The following is a 23,880-nucleotide window of genomic DNA, read 5'->3' on the forward strand; positions in this document are numbered from 1 at the left end:
CAGCCGGTCGACCTCGTCGGAGCTGATGAAGAGGGTGCGGTCGCCGCGCATCACCTCGAGCAGCAGCCGCTCGTAGGCCTCCAGCGGGTCGGCGCCGGGCGCGGTCTCGCCCAGGTCCAGGCGGAACACCCCCTCGATCAGGGCCATGTCCGGACCGGGCTGCTTGGTGCGCACGTCGATCGCGATCCGCGGCTGGTCGGCGAGCTCGATGACCAGCTCGTTCGGTTCGAGCACCCCGCTGGCCGGCTTGAGCCAGCGGTGGCGCGGGTCGCGGAAGCGCACGGTGATCGTGCGACGGCCCTCCGCCATCGCCTTCCCGGTGCGCAGGTAGAACGGCACGTCGCGCCAGCGGTCGTTGTCGATCCACACCTCCGCCGCGACGAGGGTCTCCACCGTCGAGTCGTCCGCGACGTCGTCCTCGTCGCGGTAGCCGGCGTACTGCCCGAAGACCACGCGCTCGGGGTCGACCGGTCGTACGGCGGAGAAGGTCGCCGCCTTCGCGGCGCGGATCGCGGACGCCCGGAACGCGTGCGGGTCCTCCAGCGCCACGAACCCCAGCAGCTGGGTCAGGTGGGTGGTGACCATGTCGCGCAGGCAGCCGGTGCCCTCGTAGAACGAGCCGCGCCCCTCGACGGTCAGCTTCTCCGGCACGTCGATCTGCACCGACTCGATGGAGTGCCGGTTCCACGCCGGCTCGAAGAGCCCGTTGGCGAAGCGCAACGCCAGGATGTTCTGCACCGCTTCCTTGCCGAGGAAGTGGTCGATGCGGAAGATCTGGTCCTCGTCGAAGGCCGAGCACAGCACCGCGTGCAGCTCGCGGGCACTCGCGAGGTCGGTGCCGAACGGCTTCTCGGCCACCAGCCGGGCGCGGGCGACCAGGTCCTCCCGGTCGAGCATGCCGACCATCGGCTTGACCGCGCTCGGCGGCACCGACAGGTAGAGCAGCCGCCGCACGTCGCCCAGCAGGCAGCCGCACTCGTCCAGCAACGCGTCCTCGGCGTCACGCACCGCCTGGGAGAGCGCCGACCCGTCGTCCGCCGACGACGGCACGAACGTGACCCGCTCCAGCAGGCGACCGGCGACCTCCTCGTCGACCTCGCCGACGAACCTTGCCAGTGCCTCGCGCACCTTCGCGCGGAAGTCGTCGTCGGAGCCGGGGGAGCGGCGGCCGCTGCCGATCACCGAGAAGTGCTCGGGCAGCCGGCCGGCCGCCGCCAGGCGGTAGAGGCCGGGGAAGAGCTTGCGGGCAGCCAGGTCGCCGGTCGCCCCGAAGAGGACGAGCACGTGCGGAGGAAGGTCCGTGGTCACGGGTCCAGCCTCCCGGCCCCGTCAAGGGGGCGCCACCGGCGACGCACTACGATGGTGTGGTGGAGGTCCCGGACAAGTTCGCAGCCCTTGGTCTCACCTACGACGACGTCCTCCTGCTCCCGGGTCATTCCGACCTGGCGCCGGACGACATCGACACCACCTCGCGGCTGACCCGCGAGATCTCGCTCAAGGCGCCGCTGATCAGCGCCGCGATGGACACCGTGACCGAGTCGCGGATGGCCATCGCGATGGCGCGCCAGGGCGGGATCGGCATCCTGCACCGCAACCTGTCGGCCGAGGAGCAGGCCTACCAGGTCGACCTCGTCAAGCGGACCCAGACCGGGATCATCTCCAACCCGGTCACCATCGGCCCCGACGCGACCCTCGAGGAGCTCGACCGGATCTGCGGCGAGTACCGCGTCTCCGGCCTGCCCGTCGTCGACAGCGAGAACCGCCTGCTCGGCATCTGCACCAACCGCGACCTGCGGTTCACCCCCGTCGCGGAGTGGGCCACCACCAAGGTCGACGAGGTGATGACCCCGATGCCGCTGGTCACCGGCCACGTCGGCATCAGCCGCGACGAGGCGACCGCGCTGCTGCGCAAGCACAAGCGCGAGCGGCTGCCCCTCGTCGACGACGACGGCCGCCTCGGCGGCCTCATCACCGTCAAGGACTTCGTGAAGTCCGAGCAGTTTCCCCTCGCCTCCAAGGACGCCGACGGCCGGCTCATGGTCGGCGCCGCGATCGGCTACTTCGGCGACGCCTGGGAGCGCGCCACCGCCCTGATCGAGGCCGGCGTCGACGTCCTCGTCGCCGACACCGCCCACGGCCACGTCACCCTGCTGCTCGACATGGTCCGCCGCCTCAAGAGCGATCCGGCCACCAGACACGTCCAGGTCATCGGCGGCAACGTCGCCACCCGCGAGGGCGCCCAGGCGTTCGTCGATGCCGGCGCCGACGCCGTCAAGGTCGGCTTCGGCCCCGGCTCCATCTGCACCACCCGGGTCGTCACCGGCTGCGGCGTCCCGCAGGTCACCGCGGTCTACGAGGCCGCGCTCGCCGCGAGGCCCGCCGGCATCCCGGTCATCGCCGACGGCGGCCTCCAGCAGTCCGGCGACATCGCCAAGGCCATCGTCGCCGGCGCCGAGTCCGTCATGATCGGCTCCATGCTCGCCGGCTGCGAGGAGTCGCCCGGCGAGGTCGTCTTCCACCAGGGCAAGCAGTACAAGTCCTACCGCGGCATGGGTTCGCTCGGCGCGATGTCCTCGCGCGGCAAGAAGTCCTACTCCAAGGACCGCTACTTCCAGGCCGAGGTCAGCAGCGACGACAAGATCGTCCCCGAGGGCATCGAGGGCCGCGTCGCCTACAAGGGCCCCCTCGCCGGCGTCGCCCACCAGCTCCTCGGCGGCCTCTCGCAGTCGATGTTCTACGTCGGCGCCCGGACCATCCCCGAGCTGCAGGAGAAGGGCCGGTTCATCCGGATCACCTCCGCCTCGCTCAAGGAGAGCCACCCGCACGACATCGAGATGACCGTCGAGGCCCCGAACTACCACCGGGCTTGATGGGTCGAGCGTGTCGCCTGTCGGCGGCTGCGCGCCGAGCCTTCCGGTCCGCGCGCCGACTGTTGTAGGTCTGGCCAGCCCGAGGGCAGGCGCGCGGCCCGTTCGGCCCGACACTTGCCGCCGACGCGCTGCGCGCGGGCGCCACGCTGCCGACCGCGGTTGTCCTCCGTAGGTCTTGCCCTGGCCTGGCGGCAAGACGTGCGCAGGTGGTCCGAGCGTTGCTCCCGGTGGNACACTTGCCGCCGACGCGCTGCGCGCGGGCGCCACGCTGCCGACCGCGGTTGTCCTCCGTAGGTCTTGCCCTGGCCTGGCGGCAAGACGTGCGCACGTGCTCCTAGCCTGACTCCCGGTGGTTGAGGTGCGAGGCCGCCCGCGGCCGAGCCTCGAAACCTCCGGGCCTGCGTGGCGGGCTGTGGCGGGCACAGCCGGGTGTTCCGGGCCGCTGGTTTCGAGGCTCGGCGCTGGGGCGCCTCGCACCTCAACCACCGGCAGTGGACTCGGCGCTGGGGCGGCCCGTACCTCGACGAGGTGTGAGTTTTGGTTGCGCGAAGTGCGCTTCCTGGTGGCGCGAGGTGTGAGGGTTGGCTGCGCGAAGTGCGCTTCCTGGTGGCGCGAGGTGTGAAGGTTCGTTGCGCGAAGTGCGCTTCCTGGTGGTGCGGGTTGTGGCGGGCGGCGGCTGCGGCAGGCGTATGACCCGGGGCCCTCGCGGTACCGCTCGTGGGACAACGAGGTACCGCGGACGGGGGGAACCGACATGGATCTCGACGAGTGGTTTGGTGAAGCGACCGATCCCGGATGGATCATCGTCTACGTGCTGGCGGCGCTGCTGGTGATCGGCATCGTGGCGGCGGCAGCGGCGCGCAAGAAGCGCGAGCGCAACGTGGCCCACGCCCAGGAGCTGCGGGCAGAGGCGGCCAGGCGCGAGAACAAGCTGCGCCAGCACGACGCGGAGGCGCGTCAGCTCGAGGCCGAGTCGGAGCAGGCTCGGGCCGAGGCCGACCGGCTGGAGGCCGAGGCCCGCGAGAAGCGGGAGCGCTTCGAGCACGAGCGGCACGAGCACGACGAGCGCCTGCGCAAGGCCGACGAGCTGGACCCGAACGCACCGGCGGACCGGCTGCGCGACCCGAACGCCGCCGACCAGCCGACCAGCCACCGCGCCCAGCACCGCGCCGACGGCTGACGAACCCGACTGTCCTGGCCGTCCCTGACTCGTCCCTGACCCGTCGGTCGGCTACCTGCCGGTCGGCGGGCAGAGGGCGCTGAGGATCACCTCGACGTTCTCGCGGTCCACGCCGCGGCCGCTGGCCATGCCGAACCAGAAGACCGCCTCGCCTGACTTGATGACGATGTCGGCGACCTGGCGGGTGGGATGGATCGGGGCGAGGCGCCCGGCCGCGACCTCCTCGTCGATCGCCGCGGCGAACCAGTCGATCAGCCGCTCGTGCACCGGCCCCGAGGTCATCACGCGCATCGCCAGCGCAGACTCACGCTCGGCGAAGTCGCGCTCCACCGACCCGGTGCCGGCAGCGGCGAACACGTCCAGCAGCACGGCGGCCAGCCGCTCCGTGCCCTGCTTGCCAGACCGCCGGGCCCGCTCGTCGGCCCGGCGCAGGCCGCGCTCCAGTCGCTCCCAGAGCAGCTCGGCCAGCAGCGCCTCGCGGTTGCCGACCCACCGGAAGAGGGTCACCCGGTTCACCCCGAGGCGATCGGCGAGCGCACCCATCTCCACCCGCTCGCCGCGGGCGAACATCGCCCGCGCCTCCGCGAGCGCCTTGTCGCGGGTGGTGGCGGAGGAGGGCACGGCCGCGAGTGTACGGCGGACGCCGGCTCTGCAACATTCTGGAGAATGTTGCGCGTCAGCACCGGCAGCCCTACCGTGTCGCCATGGCTGCTCCCTCCGCGCGGGCCGGCTCGCTCCGCCCGGTCACGCGCGACGACCTTCGCGCCTCCGTCGAGGAGCTGCGCCGCACCGCGGACCCGGTCGCAGGCCTCTTCGGCCCCGACTCGCTGATGTGGCGGGTGAACCGCTCGACGCTGGTCTACGTCCTCGGCATCACCCAGGCGGCGCTCATGGACGTCGCCCACCCGGTGATCGCCAACGGGATCGCGGACCACTCCCGGCTGTTCACCGACCCCCACGCCCGGGCGCACCAGACCTACTCCATGATCACGACGCTGGTCTTCGGCGACCGCGACGCGGTGGTGCGCACGAGCCGCGCCCTCTTCGCGAGGCATGAGAAGGTCCGCGGGCAGGCCCGCGCCGACGAGGGCGTCTACCGCGAGGGCGCGGGCTACGCAGCCAACGAGGGCAACGTCCTGCTCTGGGTCCACGCCACGATGTGGTGGGTGCGCCTGCAGACCTGGCAGGCCGTGACCGGCCCCATGCCGGCGGAGGACAAGGAGCGCTTCTACCAGGAGACCTGCCGGCTGGCCGACTGCTTCGGGCTGCCGCGCGACCTGCTGCCCGCCGACCACGACGCGTGGGACGCCTATGTGCGCAACGGCCCCGACGGCGTGCTCTCCGACTCCGACGACGCCCGTCGGATCATGGCCTTCCTGCGCCGCTCGATCCCGGCGCCGGCCCGCGCCCACCTGCTGGCGTTCAACAGCGTGGTGCTCCCCGACGCCGCCCGCACCGTGCTCGACCTGCCGCCGCTCAACGCCCGCACCCGCCGCCGGTACCGCCGCGTCCTGCGCCTGCTCAGGCTCGCGCACCGCCTGCTCCCGGGCCCGCTCGGCGAGCTGCCGCCGTACCGGACCGCGGTCGCCCGGATCGAAGGACGCGAGCCCGACGCCGTCACCCGCGCGGTCGGCCGCGTCCTCGCCGGAAGGGCGGCATGAGTGCGCGGTCGGCGGTCCCCGCGCCGCCCACCCTGCTGCCGAACACCGACCTCGCCCTCGAGCGGCACGGCGAGCTCGGCGCGGCCTGGCTCGCCGGCATGTGGCAGGCCGACCCGCTCGCCGACGCCGTGGTGGCGGCCGGCGGCGCCGAGGTGAAGGCCGTACGACGCGCGCTCGGCGACGACCCACGCAGCGCCGTCGGACGCGCCGACCTGCCGCCGCGGGCGGCCGCGCTCCTCGCGGACGCCACCGCCGCGACCGCGCCGCGGACGCGCTCGTGCGCTACAGCGCNCGCAGCGCCGTCGGACGCGCCGACCTGCCGCCGCGGGCGGCCGCGCTCGGCTCGAGCGCGACCGCCTCGACCGCGCCGCGGACGCGCTCGTGCGCTACAGCGCGCAGTGGGGCCTGGTCCTGGGCGCCGCGTCGCTGCTCCGTGGCGCCGACAACTGGGTCGCCGCGAGGCCGCTGCTCCTCACCGGCCGCTACGGCCMCCAGCCCGCCGTCCGCTCGATCGAGGTAGGGGAGTGGCTCTCCGAGGTCGTGCGCCCCGGAGGCATGGCCGTCGACGGGCCCGGCTTCGCCCGCACCCTCCGGGTACGCCTGATCCACGCCCACGTCCGCCGCCACGTCCGCGAGCACGCGGAGTGGGACGACTCCGCGCTCGGCGTGCCGATCCCGCAGCCCTACATGGCGTTCACGCTCGCCGAGTTCGGCCACATCTCCCTCGACGCGATGGCCCGCCTGGGTGTCCGCCTGCGCGACGACGAGCTCGCCGACATCTACCACCTGTGGCGCTACGTCGGGCACGTCATCGGTGTCGACCCGGCCCTCAACCCCGCGGACGAGTCCGGGCACGTCGCGATCGAGGACCTCTACCGGCTCACCTCGCCCGGCCCCGATGACTACAGCCGCGACTTCGTCCGCGCGCTGACCGAGGGCTACCTCGCGCCGCAGCTGGCCGGGCTGGTGCCCGGGCCGCAGGCCGTGACCCGACCGGCCGCCACCTGGCTGCTGTACGGCGCCTCCCGGGTCTTCCTCGGTGACGAGGCGTCCGACGCGCTCGCGATCCCCGACGGCCCGGCCAAGCACGTCATCCGCGCCGCGCGCCCCGGCCTCTTCCTGCTCGACCAGGCCCGGCTCCGCATCCTCGGCCGCGAACGGGCCACGGCCCGCGGCTACGCCGACCGCGACCGCGAGCTCGCCCGCCTCAAGGCCGAGAACGCCATGCAGCACGACCTCGTCGACGCCGTCCACGGCGCCGTCGGCCACTGACCCACCGACCCGCGCACTGCTCCCTCCGCACAGAACGGCACCGCCCATGCCCCGCACCGCCCCGGCCCGCCTGGTCCTGCGCACCCTCGCGCTGCTGCTCCCGCTCGTCCTGGCCGCCGGCGTGGCGGCCGCACCGGCCCAGGCCGACCCGCCGCCGAAGCCACTGCCGGTGACGTGGAACGTGTCCACCGTGCTGCAGGGCGGACTGTCCCGCGCCCTCGTGCCCGGCTGGAGCCCGGCCGGGTCCAACGACCCGACCTGCCGGCTCACCCCCGACCGCCCGCGCCCGGTGGTGCTGGTCAACTTCACCACCGGATCCGGCTGGGAGTGGGGCGCCGGGTCGCCGTACCTGCGCAACAACGGCTTCTGCGTCTTCCACTTCACCTACGGCAACATCACCCCGCTCCCGCAGTTCCCCGTCCAGGCCATCGGCGACATCAGGAAGTCGGCCGTCGAGCTGCGCGACTTCGTCGAGGAGGTGCGGGCGCGGACCGGCGTCGCGAAGGTGGATCTCGTCGGCTGGTCGCAGGGCGGCGGGATGACGCCGCACTACTACATCAACTTCCTCGGCGGTGCCGACAAGGTCGACCGCTTCGTCGCCATCGCCCCCGGCAACCACGGCACCGACGGCAGCGGCCTGCTGCGGCCCACCACCCTCGCACCGCTGATGTACCCGATCCTGCTCGCCCTGCTGCCTGCCTTCGGCCAGCAGGTCGCCGGCACCGAGCTGGCCGAGGAGGTCTACGCCGACGGCGACACCCGCCCCGGCCCGCACTACACGACGATCATCACGAAGCACGACGAGATCGCGACGCCGTGGACGAACCAGCTCCTCGAGGACGACGGCACCGGCAACGTCGACAACATCGTGCTCCAGGACAGCTGTGCGAAGGACCGTTCCGACCACCTCTCGATCGGCTTCAGCGAGCGCACCTGGCGCTTCGTCGTCAACGCGCTCGCGCCCCGCGACGCCACTCCGGTGCCCTGCATCCCGGTGCTCCCGTACTGGGGCTCGGGCGGCGGACTCGGGTGAAGGGCCTCCCGGCCGATATCCTCGTCAGGTGAGCGACATCGAGATCGGCCGAGCCAAGCGGGCACGCCGCGCCTACTCCTTCGACGACATCGCCATCGTGCCCTCTCGGCGCACGCGCGACCCCGAGGAGGTCAGCGTCGACTGGCAGATCGACGCCTACCGCTTCTCCCTGCCGATCCTCGCCGCGCCGATGGACTCGGTGATGTCGCCGCGCACCGCCGTCGCGTTCGGCAAGTTCGGCGGCCTCGGCGTGCTCAACCTCGAGGGCCTGTGGACCCGGTACGACGACCCCGAGCCGCTGCTCGAGGAGGTCGCCCAGCTCCAGGGTGTCGAGGCCACCCGCCGCCTGCAGGCGATGTACGAGGAGCCGATCAAGGCCGAGCTCATCACCGAGCGCCTGCGCGAGGTCCGTGAGGCCGGCGTCACCGTAGCCGGCTCGCTCTCGCCGCAGCGCACCAAGGAGTTCGCGAAGACCGTCACCGACGCCGGCGTCGACCTCTTCGTCATCCGGGGCACCACCGTCTCCGCCGAGCACGTCTCCAGCCAGGCCGAGCCGCTGAACCTCAAGGAGTTCATCTACGAGCTCGACGTCCCCGTCATCGTCGGGGGCTGCGCGACCCACCAGGCCGCCCTGCACCTGATGCGCACCGGTGCGGCCGGCGTCCTCGTCGGCTTCGGTGGCGGCGCCGCGCACACCACCCGCACCGTGCTGGGCATCGCCGTCCCCATGGCCAGCGCCGTGGCCGACGTCGCCGCGGCCCGCCGCGACTACCTCGACGAGTCCGGTGGCCGCTACGTCCACGTCATCGCCGACGGCTCGATCGGCACCTCCGGCGACCTCGCCAAGGCGATCGCCTGCGGCGCCGACGCCGTCATGGTCGGCTCGCCCTTCGCCCGCGCCACCGACGCGCCCGGCCGCGGCTTCCACTGGGGCGCCGAGGCCCACCACTCCGACCTGCCCCGCGGCCAGCGGGTCCAGTTCGACCAGGTCGGCACCATCGAGGAGATCCTCTTCGGCCCCTCCCGCGTCGCCGACGGCACCATGAACCTCGTCGGCGCCCTCAAGCGCTCGATGGCCACCACCGGCTACACCGAGCTCAAGGAGTTCCAGCGGGTCGAGGTCGTCTCGAGCTGATGGCGCGAGCGCGGCCTCGCTCCGCCTGATTGCGCGAGCGCGTCGCCTGTCGAGCGCTGCGCGCAGGCACTCGCAAGCTCGGCCTGCACTTGCCCTCGACGCGCCTCCGGCGCGGGCGCCACGCTGCCGCGCCGCAGTTGGCTTGCGTAGGTCCGGCCTCCGCCTGGCGGCAACGCCCGGCGTAGGTGGTCCGAGCGTTGCTCCCGGTGGTTGAGGTGCGACGAGCGCTAGCGAGGAGCCTCGAACCTCCGGGGGCCGATCTGACGGGCTGTGCCCGGCCGGGTCCGTAGAGCGGGTGCCGCTGGTTTCGAGGCTCGGCGCCGGGGCGCCTCGCACCTCAACCAGCGGCGGCTGGCGTCGCGCTGCCGGCACCGCTCGGTGCGCGGCGCAGGTCGTAGGGTGGCGTCGCGCTGCCGCGCCGCAGTCGCTGCAGCATCACCGCGCGCTGGTAGTCGTTTCCTGCATAGGTCCAGCCTCCGCCTGGCGGCAAGACGGCGCAGGTGGTCCGAGCGTTGCTCCCTGTGGTTGAGGTGCGAGGCCGCCCGCGGCCGAGCCTCGAAACCTCCGGGCCTCGATGGCGGGCTGTGGCGGGTGCAGCCAGGCGCAGCGGACATTGTCGGCGAACCCGTTGACAACTAGAACACGTTTCAACAGGCTGGTGTCCCCCTCAGGAGGACGCCGTGACCGACACCCAGCCCGTTCCCCCCACACCGGCGGCCCCGCCCGCCGACATGACCCTGCAGCGGTCGAGCCGTGACGCCGGGGAGGTGCGCGCGCGGCTGACCGCATGGCTCGCCTCCGTGCTGCCGCCCGGCGCGGACCCCGAGGTCACCGTGCACGACGGGCTGCAGGCCAACGGCATGTCGAGCGAGACCGTCCTGCTCGACGTCACCAGCACGGTGGACGGGCAGCGCAGGACGCAGGAGTACGTCGCCCGGGTCGCCCCAGCGCCCGGTGACCTCCCGGTGTTCCCGGAGTACCGCCTCACCGACCAGTACGACGCCATGCGCCTCGCCGGCGAGCTGGCCGGCGTACCGGTCCCGCCGGTCGGCCTCAACGAGCCCACCGGCGACGTGCTGGGCACGCCGTTCTTCTTCATGGAGCGCCTCGACGGGGCGGTGCCGCCGGACGTGCTGCCGTACCCCTTCGGCGACAACTGGCTCTACGACGCCGCGCCCGAGGAGCAGGCCCGGCTGCAGCGCAGCAGCGTGGAGGTGCTCGCCCGGCTGCACGGCATCCCGGACGCCGCGTCCACCTTCGCCTTCCTCGACCCGGCCGTGACCGGCCACGACGGCGCGACGCCGCTGGCGCGCAACCTCGCGAAGACCCGGGCCTGGTACGACTACGCCATCACCACCCGCGAGGCGAGTCCCCGGTCGCCGCTGGTCGAGCGCGGCCTGGCGTGGCTCGAGGCCAACCTGCCCGCCGACGAGGGCGAGCCGGTGCTGGTCTGGGGCGACGCCCGGATCGGCAACATGATGTACCGCGACTTCGAGCCCGTCGCGGTCCTCGACTGGGAGATGGCGACCCTCGGCCCGCGCGAGCTGGACCTGGCCTGGATGGTCTTCGCCCACCAGGTGTTCCAGGAGATCGCGACCATGCTCGGCCTGCCCGGCATGCCGGACTTCCTCAGGCCCGAGGACGTCGTGGCGACGTACGAGGAGCTCAGCGGACACCAGGTCGGTGACCTCACCTGGTGCGTCGTGCACGCCGCCGTGAGCTGGGGCTGCGTCTTCCTTCGCACCAGCGCCCGGCAGATCCACTTCGGCGAGATCGAGCGGCCCGAGGACCCCGAGGCCGTCTTCCACCACCGGCCACTCCTCGAGCGCCTCCTCGACCAGGTCGGCGCATGAGCGCCGCCGGGGCCGGCCACGGCCTGCACGGGGAGTACGTCGGCCTCGGGCCCCTCGACGAGTTCCCCATCCATCAGCTCCCGCGCCCCGTCGCGTGGGCCGGCAGCAGTGACCGCAACTTCTACGACCGCTGCTACCTCAACGCCCACGACCGCACCGGAGAGATCTTCCTGATCACCGGGCTCGGCTTCTACCCGAACCTCGGCACCAAGGACGCCTTCGTCCTGCTCCGCCGCACCGTCGACGGGAAGGCGGTGCAGACCGCCGTGCACCTCGGCGACGCGGCCGACCCGCGCGGCGCCGACCGGATGGCCCAGCAGGTCGGGAGCTACCGCATCGAGGTCGCCGAGCCGCTGCGCCGGCTGCGCGTGGTGCTGGAGGAGACCGAGGGGGTCAGCCTCGACCTGCACTGGGAGGGCTCCTTCGACGTGGTCCAGGAGCTGTCGCACGTGATGCGGCAGGGGAGCGGCACCACCCTCGACGCGCAGCGCTTCGCCCAGGTCGGCACCTGGGAGGGCGTGATCAGCGTCGACGGCACCGACGTCGCGGTGACGCCCGACCGCTGGGTCGGCACCCGCGACCGCTCGTGGGGGATCCGCCCGGTCGGCGAGGCGGTGCCGCCCGGCAAGCCCGCGGACCCGCCCTTCGAGGGCATGTGGTGGCTCTACGTCCCGATGCGCTTCGACGACTTCTGCGTCGTGCTGATCATCCAGGAGACGCCCGACGGCTACCGCACCCTCAACGACTGCACCCGCGTGTGGAAGGACGGCCGCGTCGAGCAGCTCGGCTGGCCGCGTGTCGAGGTCCGCTACACCTCCGGCACGCGCGTGCCGACCGGCGCCACCATCGTGTGCACGACCCCGGACGGCAAGGAGCTCGTCCTCGAGGTCACCTCCCTGCTGCCCGTCCCGATCCACGTCGGCGGCGGGTACGGCGGCGACCCGGACTGGACCCACGGCACCTGGAAGGGCGCCGGGTTCACCGAGCGCCTCACCTACGACATGGACGACCCGGCCGTCGCCGGTCGCGTCATGTTCGGGGTCATCGACCACGTCGGCCGCGCCACCGTGCACGGCCCCGGCGCCGGCGTACCCGACGGCTCCGAGGGCTGGGGCCTCTTCGAGCACGGGGCGCTCGGGCGCCACGACCCCAGCGGCTTCGCCGACTGGTTCACCCTCGCCCCCTGACCTGCACCACCAGAAAGGCTCCTCCATGACCCTCGACCGCGACGCCCTCTTCATCGGCGGCACCTGGTCCGCGCCCGCCACCGACGCCGTGCTGGAGGTGGTCTCCCCGCACTCCGAGGAGGTCGTCGCCCGCGTCCCGGAGGGCTCGACGGCGGACATCGACGCCGCGGTCGCCGCGGCCCGCGCGGCCTTCGACGAGGGCCCGTGGCCGCGGATGAGCCCGGCCGAGCGGATCGACGTGGTGCAGAACCTCTCCCACCTCTACGCCGCGCGGCTGGAGGAGATGGCGACGGTCATCTCCACCGAGATGGGCTCGCCGATCTCGTTCAGCAACCTCGCCCAGGCGCCGGCGCCGTGGATGCAGATCGAGGCGTTCCTCGGCATCGCCCGGGAGTTCCCCTGGGAGTCGACCCGGCCCGGCGCGCTCGGTGCCGACGTCATGGTCCGCCACGAACCCGTCGGCGTCGTGGCCGCCATTCCGCCGTGGAACGTCCCGCAGTTCACGATCCTGTCCAAGCTCGTCCCCGCGCTGCTGACCGGCTGCACCGTCGTGGTGAAGCCCGCGCCGGAGACCCCGCTCGACGCCTTCCTGCTCGCCGACCTGCTCGTCGAGGCCGGCGTGCCCGAGGGCGTGGTGTCGATCGTCCCCGGCGGCCGCGAGGTCGGTGAGCACCTCGTGCGCCACCCCGGCGTCGACAAGGTCGCCTTCACCGGCTCCACCGCCGCCGGCCGACGGATCGGCTCGATCTGCGGCGAGCAGCTCAAGCGCGTCTCCCTCGAGCTCGGCGGCAAGTCCGCCGCGATCATCCTCGACGACGCCGACGAGGCCGCCGCGATCGAGGGCCTGAAGTTCCTCGGCGTGATGAACTCCGGCCAGGCCTGCGTCGCCCAGACCCGCGTCCTCGTCTCCCGCGAGCGCCACGACTCCTTCGCCGCCGCCCTCGCCACCGCCATCGGCGGCATGAAGGTCGGCGACCCGCTCGACCCCACGACCGAGATCGGCCCGATGGTCGCCCAGCGCCAGCAGGAGCGCGTCGAGAAGTACATCGCGCTCGGCCAGGAGGAGGGCGCCCAGCTGCTCACCGGCGGCCTCGGCCGCCCCGACGGCCTCGACACCGGCTGGTACGTCCGCCCTACCGTCTTCGCCGGCGTCGACAACCGGATGCGGATCGCGCAGGAGGAGATCTTCGGCCCCGTCCTGTCCGTCATCGCCTACGACGACGTCGCCGACGCGATCCGGATCGCCAACGACTCCGAGTACGGCCTCGCCGGCACCGTGTGGACCTCCGACCCCGACGCCGGCCTCGAGGTCGCCCGCGACGTGCGCACCGGCACCTACGGCGTGAACACCTACACGATGGACTTCGCCGCCCCCTTCGGCGGCTTCAAGGCGTCCGGCGTGGGCCGTGAGTTCGGCCCGGAGGGGCTGGCGCAGTACACCGAGCTGAAGTCGGTGTACCTGTCGGCGCCGGAGATGTGAGGGGGTGGGGTTTCACCCCCCAGGTGGTGAAACCCCGACCTGGCGCACGAAATCAGGGCCGGATCGGCAAGTTTTGTGTGCCCAGTTGCGTAGTTTCACCACCTAGGTGGTGAAACCGCGGCTCGCGTGCGAACCAGCCCCGAACCACTCCCGCCCCACCAGCCCCACCAGCCCCAGAGGGACCGCCCGACCGCTGCTTGACACCGAAACCGCATGTGTAAAGCAGCACATCTGCTACCGACCAGTAGATTCGGTGACGGCGGTCACCTACGCTCGGGGCCATGAGCGAAGCACTCTCCGGTCCCGGCAGCTCCTCCGAGGGACCGGGTGGCCCCTCGATCGACGGTCCGCACGACCCCGAGCACGACCCGCGCGCGTCGTACGCCCTCGAGCCGGAGCACGTCGCCCGGCTGACCGACCGGGTCGTCTCGACGACCGGCACCACCGTCCAGGTGTTCTCGCCGATCAACGGTGCGCCGCTCGCCAACATCCCGCAGTCCAGCGAGGCCGACGTGGCCGAGGCGTTCCGCCGGGCGCGGGTCGCGCAGGCGGCGTGGGCCCGGGTGTCGATCGACGAGCGGGCGCGGATCCTGCACCGGCTGCACGACATCGTGCTGGACCGGCAGGCCGAGATCATGGACCTGATCCAGCTCGAGTCCGGCAAGGCCCGCAAGCATGCGTTCGACGAGCCGCTGCACATCGCGCTCACGGCCCGCTACTACGCCCGTACGGCGCACGAGCACCTCGACCCCGAGCGCAAGGCGGGCGTCGTCCCGGGCCTGACGAAGGTCGAGGTCAACCGGGTGCCGAAGGGCGTCGTCGGCATCATCACGCCGTGGAACTACCCCTTCACGATGGCACTGTGCGACGGGCTGCCCGCGCTGCTGGCCGGCAACGCCGTCGTCATCAAGCCCGACGCGCAGACCATGCTGTCGGCGCTGATCGCCGCCGAGATGCTCGAGGAGGCCGGCTTCCCGCGTGAGCTGTGGCAGGTCGTCGCCGGCCCCGGCCGGGTGCTGGGTACGCCGATCATCGAGCGCGCCGACTACATCTGCTTCACCGGCTCCACCGCGACCGGCAAGATCATCGCCCGGCAGGCGGCCGAGCGGCTCATCGGCTGCTCGCTCGAGCTCGGCGGCAAGAACCCCATCCTGGTGCTGCGCGACGCCGACATCGAGCGCGCCGCCGAGGGTGCGGTGCGGGCGTCGTTCTCCAACGCCGGCCAGCTGTGCGTCTCGACCGAGCGGATGTTCGTCGCCGACGCCATCTACGACCGGTTCGTGGAGCGCTTCGTCGCGCGCACCAAGGCGCTGAGCCTGGGCACCGGGCTCAACTGGGACGCCGACATGGGCACGCTCATCTCGGCCGACCAGCTCGAGACCGTCTCTGCCCACGTCGACGACGCCGTCGCCAAGGGTGCCCGCGTCCTCGCCGGCGGCAAGGCGCGGCCCGACCTGGCGCCGTACTTCTACGAGCCGACCATCCTGGAGGGCGTCACTCCGGAGATGACCTGCTTCGGCAACGAGACCTTCGGCCCCGTCGTGTCGATCTACCGCTTCCACGACGAGGCCGACGCGATCGCGCGCGCCAACGACGGGGAGTACGGCCTCAACGGGTCGATCTACACCCGCGACACCGAGCGCGGGCGCCGGATCGCGCGGCAGGTCAAGTGCGGCACGGTCAACGTCAACGAGGCGTTCGGCGCGACCTTCGCCAGCATCGGCGCCCCGATGGGCGGCATGCGCGAGTCCGGCATGGGTCGCCGCCAGGGCAGCGAGGGCATCCACCGCTACACCGAGTCCCAGTCCGTCGCCGTGCAGCGGCTGATGCGCCTGGCCCCGATGCTCGGGATGTCCGACGAGACCTACGCGAAGGTCATGACCGCCTCGCTGCGCGTCATGAACAAGCTCGGACGGGCGTGAGGCATGACTGACTTCGACTACGACGTCCTGGTCATCGGCTCGGGCTTCGGCGGCTCGGTCACCGCGCTGCGGCTCACCGAGAAGGGCTACAAGGTCGGCGTCCTCGAGGCCGGTGCCCGGTTCACCGACGAGGACTTCGCCGACAGCTCCTGGGACCTCAAGAAGTACCTCTACGCCCCGGCCGCGGGCTGCTACGGCATCCAGCGCATCGACATGGTCAAGGACTGCCTGATCCTCGCCGGCGCGGGCGTCGGCGGCGGGTCGCTGGTCTACGCCAACACGCTCTACGAGCCCCTCGAGCCGTTCTACAAGGACCCCTCCTGGTCGCACATCACCGACTGGAAGTCCGAGCTCGCGCCCTACTACGACCAGGCCAAGCGGATGCTCGGCGTGGTGCAGTACCCCCGGATGACGCCGTCCGACGAGGTCATGAAGAAGGTCGCCGACGAGATGGGCGTGGGCGACACCTTCCACGCCACCCCGGTCGGCGTGTTCTTCGGCGGGCCGAACCAGGCGCCGGGCGAGGAGGCCGAGGACCCGTACTTCGGCGGCGCCGGCCCGCGGCGCAACGCCTGCCTCGACTGCGGTGAGTGCATGACCGGCTGCCGGCACAACGCCAAGAACACGCTGGTCAAGAACTACCTGTACCTCGCCGAGCAGAACGGCGCCGAGGTCCATCCGCTCACCACGGTCACCCGGGTCCGCCCGATGGCCGGCGGCGGCTACCGCGTCGACACCCGCTGGACGAAGGCGAAGGTGTCGCGTCGTACGGCGGTCAAGACGTTCACCGCCGAGCAGGTGGTCTTCTCCGCCGCGGCGCTGGGCACGCAGAAGCTGCTGCACCGGCTCAAGGCCACCGGCGACCTGCCGGGCGTCTCGGACCGCCTCGGCCACCTGACCCGCACCAACTCGGAGTCGATCCTCGGTGCCATCGCGCCCGAGGGTGCCGACGTCGACTTCACCGAGGGCGTCGCGATCACGTCGTCGTGGCACCCCGACGAGCACACCCACATCGAGCCGGTGCGCTACGGCAAGGGCAGCAACGCCATGTCGCTGATGCAGACCGTGCTCACCGACGGCGACGGCCCGGACCCGCGCTGGAAGGTGTGGCTCAAGGAGATGTGGAAGGAGCGCCGGCGGGTCCGCGACCTGTACGACGTCAAGCACTGGTCCGAGCGCGTCGTGATCGCGCTGGTCATGCAGTCGGTGGACAACTCGATCACCACGTTCCCCAGGCGCATCGCCGGCAAGTGGGTGCTGTCCTCGAAGCAGGGCCACGGCCAGCCGAACCCGACCTGGATCCCGGCCGCCAACGACGCGGTGCGCCGGATGGCGCGGGTGATGGGTGGCGGCACGGCCGGCGGCACCATCGGTGAGCCGTTCAACCGGCCGCTGACCGCGCACTTCATCGGCGGCTGCACGATCGGCGACAGCCCGGAGACCGGCGTCGTCGACGCCTACCAGCGCGTCTTCGGCCACCCGGGCCTGCACGTCGTCGACGGCTCGACCATCTCGGCCAACCTCGGCGTCAACCCGTCGCTGACGATCACCGCACAGGCGGAGCGGGCGATGGCCTACTGGCCCAACAAGGGCGAGGACGACCCGCGCCCCGAGCTCGGAGCGGCCTACCAGCGCATCCAGCCGGTGGCGCCGAAGGCGCCCGTCGTACCCGCAGACGCGCCGGCGGCCCTGCGGCTGCCCATCGTCGGCGTGAGCTGAGTCGACCACCGGGACGCGTGAGTACGCGTGAGTCCGCTGGGACGGCTCCAGAGCCCCTGATCGGGGGTTCCGGGGCCGTCCCAGAACTTTTCCCAACTTGTGACCAACTCGCGTAACCCACCCATCGCGGTCTCGTTGAACCCAGCGAGCCCGGGAATCACGCTCCCTCCCGAAGCCCGGGCTCGGTCCAGGCACTGTCCATCAGCTGCGTGGACAATCAGGGCCCGGCCACCCTCCCTCCCCGGCCGGGCCCTGGTGCCTTTTTCGGAGCGGATCCGTGCCGGCCACGCGGGTTCGGCGGGGGAGTCGCACCTCGATACGATTCGGGCATGACGGAGGCGGCGCAGACCCAGTCCGAGCACGACCTGGTCCTGGTGGTGGACTTCGGGGCGCAGTACGCCCAGCTGATCGCCCGCCGGGTGCGCGAGGCGCGGGTCTACTCCGAGATCGTGCCGCACACGATGCCGGTCGAGGAGATGCTCGCCCGCAACCCGAAGGCGATCATCCTGTCCGGCGGTCCGTCCTCGGTCTACGCCCCGGGCGCCCCCGGCCTCGACAACACGCTCTTCGACGCCGACACCGCCGTGTTCGGCATGTGCTACGGCTTCCAGCTGATGGCCCAGGGCCTCGGCGGCACCGTGTCCGCGACCGGCGCCCGCGAGTACGGCCGCACCAAGGTCAAGGTCAGCCACCCCGGCCGGCTGCTCAACGGCATCCCGCTCGAGCACAACGTGTGGATGTCGCACGGCGACTCCGTCACCGCCGCGCCCGCCGGCTTCGAGGTGCTCGCCTCCACCGAGTCCACCCCGGTCGCCGCCTTCGAGCACGTCGAGCGCGGGTACGCAGGCGTGCAGTGGCACCCCGAGGTGCTCCACTCCGAGCACGGCCAGCGCGTGCTGGAGCACTTCCTGTGGGACATCGCCGGCTGCCGCCAGACCTGGACCATCGGCAACATCGCCGAGGAGCAGATCGAGCGCATCCGCGAGCAGATCGGCCCCGACGGCCGCGCCATCTGCGGGCTGTCCGGCGGCGTCGACTCCGCCGTCGCCGCGGCGATCGTGCAGAAGGCCATCGGCGACCGCCTCACCTGCGTGTACGTCGACCACGGCCTCATGCGCAAGGGCGAGACCGAGCAGATCGAGCGCGACTTCGTGGCCTCGACCGGCGCGAAGCTGGTGGTCGTCGACGCCGAGAAGCAGTTCCTCGACGCGCTCGCCGGCGTCTCCGACCCGGAGACCAAGCGCAAGATCATCGGCCGCGAGTTCATCCGCACCTTCGAGGCCGCCGAGATCGACATCATCAAGGACGCCCCGGAGGGCACCAAGGTCGGCTTCCTCGTCCAGGGCACGCTCTACCCCGACGTCGTCGAGTCCGGCGGGGGATCGGGCACGCACAACATCAAGTCGCACCACAACGTGGGCGGCCTGCCGGAGGACCTCGAGTTCGAGCTGGTCGAGCCGCTGCGCACCCTGTTCAAGGACGAGGTCCGCCTCGTCGGCGAGCAGCTCGGCCTGCCGCCCGAGATCGTGTGGCGCCACCCCTTCCCCGGTCCCGGCCTCGGCATCCGGATCATCGGCGAAGTGACCCGCGAGCGGCTCGACATCCTGCGCGAGGCGGACGCGATCGCCCGCGAGGAGCTGACGAAGGCCGGCCTGGACCGCGACATCTGGCAGTTCCCGGTGGTGCTGCTCGCCGACGTCCGCTCGGTCGGCGTCCAGGGCGACGGCCGCACCTACGGCCACCCGGTCGTGCTGCGCCCGGTCACCTCCGAGGACGCGATGACCGCCGACTGGGCCCGCCTGCCCTACGACGTCCTGGAGAAGATCTCCACCCGGATCACCAACGAGGTCCGCGAGGTCAACCGGGTCACCGTCGACATCACCTCGAAGCCGCCGGGCACCATCGAGTGGGAGTGACCCTCGCTGGGGGTTGAGTGGTCACTTTCGGCGGGTTGAGTGGTCACTTCGCGCGGGTTGAGTGGTCAGTTCGCCGACCCTGCGCCGAAAGTGACGCTCCGACCCGCCAGAACTGACGCTTCGACCCGCCGGAACTGACCACTCGACCTGCCCCAACTGACGCTTCAGCCATCCGGGGCGTCGTATTGGTGAGTGCTCTCGGGGTACCTCGCGGCGGACCGTACGACGACGCGCTCGACCCCGAGGAGGCCCTGTGCCCACCGACGCCACGACCACCGGCACCACCAGCGAGTCCGGCCAGCGCACGCTGGTCGAGCTGCTCGAGGACCTGCCCATCGGCATGCTCACGACCTACGGCCCCGACGGGCCGCGCAGCATCCCGATGGCCCGCCAGGAGGTCGAGCCGAGCGCCGAGATGTGGTTCATCACCGCGCGCGACACCCGGCACGTCCGCGACCTGGCCAGCGAGCCCCGGGTGACCCTCACCTTCTCCTCCCGCGACTCGTGGGTGGCCCTCAACGGCCGCGCCACCGTGGTCGACGACCAGGCGAAGCTCGAGGAGCTGTGGAACACCTTCGCCGAGGCGTGGATGCCCGAGGGACCGGAGGACCCGAACGCGGTGCTGCTCCGCGTCGACCTCGACGAGGCGGAGTACTGGGACACCCCCGGCGGCAAGGTCGCTTCCCTGGTCAGCTTCGCCAAGGCCAAGCTGACCGGCGACACCTTCGACGCCGACCACGGCACGGTCGACCTCTGAGGGGCGCGGACCGGTGACGGAGGCGGCCGACCAGGCCAGGACGGTCGCGGACCTCCTGGTGGAGCGGCTGCGCGCCTGGGGCGTGCACCGGCTGTTCGGCTACTCCGGTGACGGCATCAACACCGTCATGGGGGCACTGCGCCGCGCCGGGGACCCGGTCTTCGTCCAGGCGCGCCACGAGGAGGCCGCCGCGCTGATGGCCGTGGGCCACGCGAAGTACACGGGTGAGGTCGGCGTCGTCACCAGCACCCAAGGGCCGGGGGCGGTCCACCTGCTCAACGGCCTGTACGACGCGAAGCTGGACCATGTGCCGGTGGTCGCGATCGTCGGCCAGCAGCAGCGCAGCGTCCTCGGCTCGGAGTACCAGCAGGAGATCGACCTGCCTGCCCTGTTCAAGGACGTCGCTGCGCAATTCGTCCAGTCGGTCCAGGCACCGGAGCAGGCCGCGATGGTCGTCGACCGTGCGTTCCGCACCGCCCTCGCGACCCGGTCGCCGTGTGTCGTGGTCGTGCCCCACGACGTGCAGGGCCTGCCTGCGCCCGACGAGGACGCCCACGAGCACGGCCGGATGCCGAGCGCGGTGGGGTGGCGCCGACCCCGCGTCGTACCCATGGAAGAGGACCTGGCCCTGGCCGCCGAGGTGCTGGCGTCGGGGGAGCGGGTCGCGCTGCTCGTCGGCCAGGGCGCCCGGGACGCCGGCGAGCAGGTCCGGGCCGTCGCGGAGAGGCYCGGCGCCGGTGTCACGACGAGCCTGCTCGGCAAGCCCTGGTGGGACGAGTCGCTGCCGACGAGCTGCGGCGTCATGGGACACCTCGGCACGCACGCGTCGGGCTGGCTGATGGCGCGCTGCGACACCTTGCTCGTGGTGGGCAGCAACGACCCCTGGACCGAGTACTACCCCGCACCGGGTCAGGCGCGCGCCGTGCAGGTCGACATCGACGGCCGGCACCTCGGCAACCGGTACCCCGTCGAGGTCGGCCTTACCGGTGACGCGGCCGAGACGCTCGCCGCCCTGCTGCCGCTTCTCCCGGACCGGTCCGGGTCGGCGTGGCAGGCCGAGGTCGAGGACGCCGTACGTCGCTCGCGGCAGCTCGCGGCCGACCGCGCGGCGCTGCCAGCCCGGCCGCTCAACCCCGAGCTTGCCGTCCGCTCGGCCAACGCCCACCTCCCCGACGACGCGCAGGTCGCGATCGACGTCGGGTCGGTGACCTATTGGTACGCCCGGCACCTCCAGCTGCCGCCCGGTGTCCCCGCCCACCTGTCCTCGACGCTGGCGACGATGGGGTCGAGCGTGCCGTACGGCATCGCCGCGAAGCTGGCCCACCCGGACCGGCCCGTGGTGGCGATGTCCGGCGACGGCGCGATGCAGATGGTGGGCAACAGCGAGCTGGTCACGCTGGCCCGGCTGTGGCGCGACTGGCCGGACCCGCGCTTTGCCCTCCTCGTGCTCAAGAACCGCGACCTCGCGGAGGTGACCTGGGAGCAGCGGGAGATGGAGGGCGAGCCCCGCTTCGACGACAGCCAGGCCCTGCCCGAATTCGACCACGCCGGGTACGCCGAGCTGCTGGGTCTGCGCAGCCGGCGCGTCGACGATCCCGCCGACCTCGACGACGCGTGGCGCGAGGCGCTGGCGGCCGACCGGCCGTTCGTGATCGAGGCCGTGGTCGACCCCGACACGCCCCTGCTGCCGCCGTTCCCGGCCGGGGAGCAGAAGCTCGACGACTTCCGCAAGGGACTGCGGGCGGAGGGGGCCGACGGCGAGCACGCCCTGGCGTTCCTCGAGCAGCAGGCCCGACAGGAGGCCGACCTCGGCGACGGCTGACCCGGTCGGCAGTGCCAGCGCGGGGGCCGCCCGACATGGACGGGGCTGCACCCCGCACGGCGCGGGTACCACGTCGACATGAAGATCCTCCGGACCGTGGCTGCAGTCGGCATCGCGAAGAAGCTCGTCACCGAGGCGCGCAAGCCCGAGAACCAGGCGAAGATCAAAGCGGCGTCGGAGAAGCTGAAGAGCCGCACCCGCGGCCGCCGTCCCTCCTGACGGGCGTCAGCCGCCGAGTCAGCCGCCGACGCTCCCGGTGAAGGTGTCGAGGATGCAGCCCTCGGCGCCGGGCAGCAGCTCGCACCGCGCCGCGTCGCCGGTCAGGCGCCCGCCGCCGAACGCCACGCCGTCGAGCGTGGAGTCGACGACCGACCACGTCCCGAACGTCTTGCGGCCGGACCGGGTGTTGATCGTCGCCTCGTAGGCGATCGTCACCGTGCCGTCGGCGCAGTCGAGCTCCTTGGTGCCGACGAACAGCACGGAGTTGGGTCCGGTCTGGATCGCCTGGGCGCCGTCGAGCTCCTGCACCGAGGTGCACCCGGCGAACGGACCGGTCGCGGCCACCACGGGGCTGGGCCCGTCCCAGAACTGCGTGCTGACGACGAACACCTCGGTGTCTGGCGCGGCTCCTGCGGGGAGCGGGACCGTGGCGGCGGTGGCTGCGGCAGCGGTGAGTGCCACCGCCAGGCTGATGTGCCTCATGGGGGACCTCCGGGGACTGGCCGCTGCCGGTGCAGTGACCGGACTGCCAGCGTCTCCCCGCACCCGCCCCGCCGCCACCATCGGATGCGTGCAGCGCTCCGGCTGGTCCGTCCCCTGACGTAGCCGATTTTCGGGGTGCGCCCCCGGATCGCCGGTGCGACCGTGGGGTACGGAGGAGGCGATGGGCGCACCCGACGCGATCGCGGCGGCGGCACCCGGTGAGCGGAGTCGGGCCGCGGCGGTGCCACGGTGTGCGCGCAGGGGTGCCGTGGCCGCCGTGCTCCTCGCCCTCCTCGCGGCAGCGACCCACCTGGTCGCGCCGGCGGAGGCGGCGGTGCAGCGGGTGCGGATCGGCTCGACGACGTACCTCGCGCACGGCAAGGTCCGGCTGACCGGAGCCACGTCCGCCAGCGTGAAGAAGGTGTGGGTGGAGGCCCGGCGCAGCGGGCGGTGGCTACGGATCACCGCGACCACGCCGGTGAAGCGGAAGAAGTTCTCCCTCACCATCGCGCGGCGGGCCAGCGCGCAGAGGGTGCGCGTCGCCAGCGGCAACGCACGCAGCCCGGCGCGCACCATCCGCGCGCTGGAGTCCGACGCCTGCGGGGTGCGACCGTTCAAGCCCAACGGGACGACGTGGCGCTGCACGCTCGCCGAGAACTTCGACGGCACCACCCTCGACCGCACGCTGTGGAAGCCGCAGACCAACTTCGCGACCGGCGACGCCTTGCGTGCCGCCTGCTACATCGACAGCCCCGACGTCATCTCGGTCTCCGGTGGCCGCCTGCGGCTCAGCGTGCGCGAGGCGGAGGGCCTCGGCCTCCAGCTGTGCACGGCGCTGCTGCCGTCGCCGATCACGCGGTACGTCGCGGGAATGGTGTCGACGTACCACCGCTTCACCCAGCAGTACGGCCGGTTCGAGGCGCGGATGAAGTCCCCGGTGGTCGGCGTACCGGGCTTCCAGGAGTCGTTCTGGCTGTGGCCGGGCGACCGGGTGCCGACCGCGGTGAAGTGGCCCGCGGCGGGCGAGATCGACGTCGTGGAGACCTACTCGGTGCACCCCGACCTGGCCATCCCCTTCCTGCACTACACCGCCAACGACAACGGTGGACCGGTCCCGGGGTTGAACACCGCCTACTGCCACGCGCCGCGCGGCGAGTTCCACCGCTACACCCTGGTGTGGCGGCCCCGCACGATCGAGGTGTACGTCGACGGCCGGCTCTGCCTGCGCAACACCAGCGCCGACGCGGCGTTCCAGAAGCCCTACATCCTGCTGTTCACCCAGGCCCTGGGCACGGCCGAGAACGCCTTCCGGGGCGGGGCGAGGTTGCCGGTGACGATGGAGGTCGACTACGTGCGGGCGTGGCAGTGACC

Annotated in this window: 19 protein-coding genes; 16 read left to right on the forward strand and 3 right to left on the reverse strand. The window is 72.3% G+C overall.

Translation table 11 applies throughout. The annotated features are described in order from the left end of the window. On the reverse strand, positions 1–1,308 hold a 1,308-nt coding region (locus tag L615_RS12255; protein ID WP_145725257.1), incomplete at its 3' end, for a glucose-6-phosphate dehydrogenase. Between the two features lie 59 nt (positions 1,309–1,367). On the opposite strand from L615_RS12255, the gene guaB reads away from it, so the two are divergent. Together guaB and L615_RS12265 are read left to right on the forward strand one after the other, a co-directional pair. Further along, the gene (gene guaB, locus L615_RS12260) at positions 1,368–2,870 is read left to right on the forward strand and encodes an IMP dehydrogenase (RefSeq protein ID WP_145725238.1); all 1,503 of its coding nucleotides are present in this window, start codon (positions 1,368–1,370) and stop codon (positions 2,868–2,870) included. A 754-nt stretch (positions 2,871–3,624) separates the two neighbouring features. After that, complete coding sequence (locus L615_RS12265; protein ID WP_036516309.1) at positions 3,625–4,050, forward strand: hypothetical protein; 426 nt, start codon at positions 3,625–3,627, stop codon at positions 4,048–4,050. Between the two features lie 51 nt (positions 4,051–4,101). On the opposite strand, the gene L615_RS12270 is transcribed toward L615_RS12265, so the two are convergent. Then, entirely contained in the window at positions 4,102–4,671 is a 570-nt protein-coding gene (locus L615_RS12270; protein WP_051485302.1) for a QsdR family transcriptional regulator, read from the reverse strand. Between the two features lie 83 nt (positions 4,672–4,754). On the opposite strand from L615_RS12270, the gene L615_RS12275 reads away from it, so the two are divergent. The 13 genes from L615_RS12275 to L615_RS23315 all read left to right on the forward strand — a co-directional run bounded on the left by L615_RS12275 (position 4,755) and on the right by L615_RS23315 (position 22,026). Next, on the forward strand, positions 4,755–5,711 hold the full coding sequence (locus tag L615_RS12275; protein ID WP_145725239.1) for an oxygenase MpaB family protein: 957 nt from the start codon (positions 4,755–4,757) through the stop codon (positions 5,709–5,711). A 381-nt stretch (positions 5,712–6,092) separates the two neighbouring features. Beyond that, on the forward strand, positions 6,093–6,983 hold the full coding sequence (locus tag L615_RS12280) for an oxygenase MpaB family protein (RefSeq protein ID WP_145725240.1): 891 nt from the start codon (positions 6,093–6,095) through the stop codon (positions 6,981–6,983). A 46-nt stretch (positions 6,984–7,029) separates the two neighbouring features. After that, the gene (locus L615_RS12285; protein WP_145725241.1) at positions 7,030–8,016 is read left to right on the forward strand and encodes a triacylglycerol lipase; all 987 of its coding nucleotides are present in this window, start codon (positions 7,030–7,032) and stop codon (positions 8,014–8,016) included. 28 nt (positions 8,017–8,044) lie between these two features. Beyond that, complete coding sequence (locus tag L615_RS12290; RefSeq protein ID WP_145725242.1) at positions 8,045–9,151, forward strand: GuaB3 family IMP dehydrogenase-related protein; 1,107 nt, start codon at positions 8,045–8,047, stop codon at positions 9,149–9,151. 680 nt (positions 9,152–9,831) lie between these two features. Then, positions 9,832–11,004, forward strand: a complete 1,173-nt coding sequence (locus L615_RS12295) for a phosphotransferase family protein (protein ID WP_261376668.1) — start codon at positions 9,832–9,834, stop codon at positions 11,002–11,004. Then, positions 11,001–12,191 (forward strand): hypothetical protein, encoded by a 1,191-nt coding sequence (locus L615_RS12300; protein ID WP_145725243.1) that lies wholly within the window; start codon positions 11,001–11,003, stop codon positions 12,189–12,191. The genes L615_RS12295 and L615_RS12300 overlap by 4 nt, the downstream gene beginning before the upstream one ends. 25 nt (positions 12,192–12,216) lie before the next feature. Further along, positions 12,217–13,671 carry an aldehyde dehydrogenase gene (locus tag L615_RS12305; protein ID WP_145725244.1) on the forward strand — a complete coding sequence of 485 codons (1,455 nt, stop codon included), beginning with the start codon at positions 12,217–12,219 and terminating at the stop codon, positions 13,669–13,671. Positions 13,672–13,952: 281 nt separating this feature from the next. Next, positions 13,953–15,593 (forward strand): succinic semialdehyde dehydrogenase, encoded by a 1,641-nt coding sequence (locus tag L615_RS12310; protein WP_145725245.1) that lies wholly within the window; start codon positions 13,953–13,955, stop codon positions 15,591–15,593. A gap of 3 nt (positions 15,594–15,596) precedes the next feature. After that, the gene (locus tag L615_RS12315) at positions 15,597–17,312 is read left to right on the forward strand and encodes a GMC oxidoreductase (RefSeq protein ID WP_028653842.1); all 1,716 of its coding nucleotides are present in this window, start codon (positions 15,597–15,599) and stop codon (positions 17,310–17,312) included. A gap of 329 nt (positions 17,313–17,641) precedes the next feature. Beyond that, the gene (gene guaA / locus L615_RS12320) at positions 17,642–19,228 is read left to right on the forward strand and encodes a glutamine-hydrolyzing GMP synthase (RefSeq protein ID WP_145725246.1); all 1,587 of its coding nucleotides are present in this window, start codon (positions 17,642–17,644) and stop codon (positions 19,226–19,228) included. Positions 19,229–19,481: 253 nt separating this feature from the next. Continuing rightward, a complete protein-coding gene (locus L615_RS12325; protein ID WP_051485307.1) occupies positions 19,482–19,985 on the forward strand; it encodes a pyridoxamine 5'-phosphate oxidase family protein in 504 nt (167 codons plus the stop codon). Positions 19,986–19,998: 13 nt separating this feature from the next. Then, positions 19,999–21,807 (forward strand): thiamine pyrophosphate-requiring protein, encoded by a 1,809-nt coding sequence (locus L615_RS12330; RefSeq protein ID WP_145725247.1) that lies wholly within the window; start codon positions 19,999–20,001, stop codon positions 21,805–21,807. Between the two features lie 78 nt (positions 21,808–21,885). Beyond that, entirely contained in the window at positions 21,886–22,026 is a 141-nt protein-coding gene (locus tag L615_RS23315) for a hypothetical protein (RefSeq protein ID WP_186449846.1), read from the forward strand. A gap of 18 nt (positions 22,027–22,044) precedes the next feature. Here L615_RS23315 and L615_RS12335 read toward each other — a convergent pair whose 3' ends face one another. Then, the gene (locus L615_RS12335; protein ID WP_145725248.1) at positions 22,045–22,509 is read right to left on the reverse strand and encodes a hypothetical protein; all 465 of its coding nucleotides are present in this window, start codon (positions 22,507–22,509) and stop codon (positions 22,045–22,047) included. Between the two features lie 268 nt (positions 22,510–22,777). On the opposite strand from L615_RS12335, the gene L615_RS12340 reads away from it, so the two are divergent. Then, positions 22,778–23,878: a family 16 glycosylhydrolase gene (locus L615_RS12340; RefSeq protein WP_186449847.1), complete on the forward strand. Its 1,101-nt coding sequence runs from the start codon at positions 22,778–22,780 to the stop codon at positions 23,876–23,878. Positions 23,879–23,880: the final 2 nt, after the last annotated feature.

It is taken from the genome of Nocardioides sp. J9 (assembly GCF_007829375.1).
In the GTDB taxonomy this organism is placed as follows: Bacteria; Actinomycetota; Actinomycetes; order Propionibacteriales; family Nocardioidaceae; genus Nocardioides.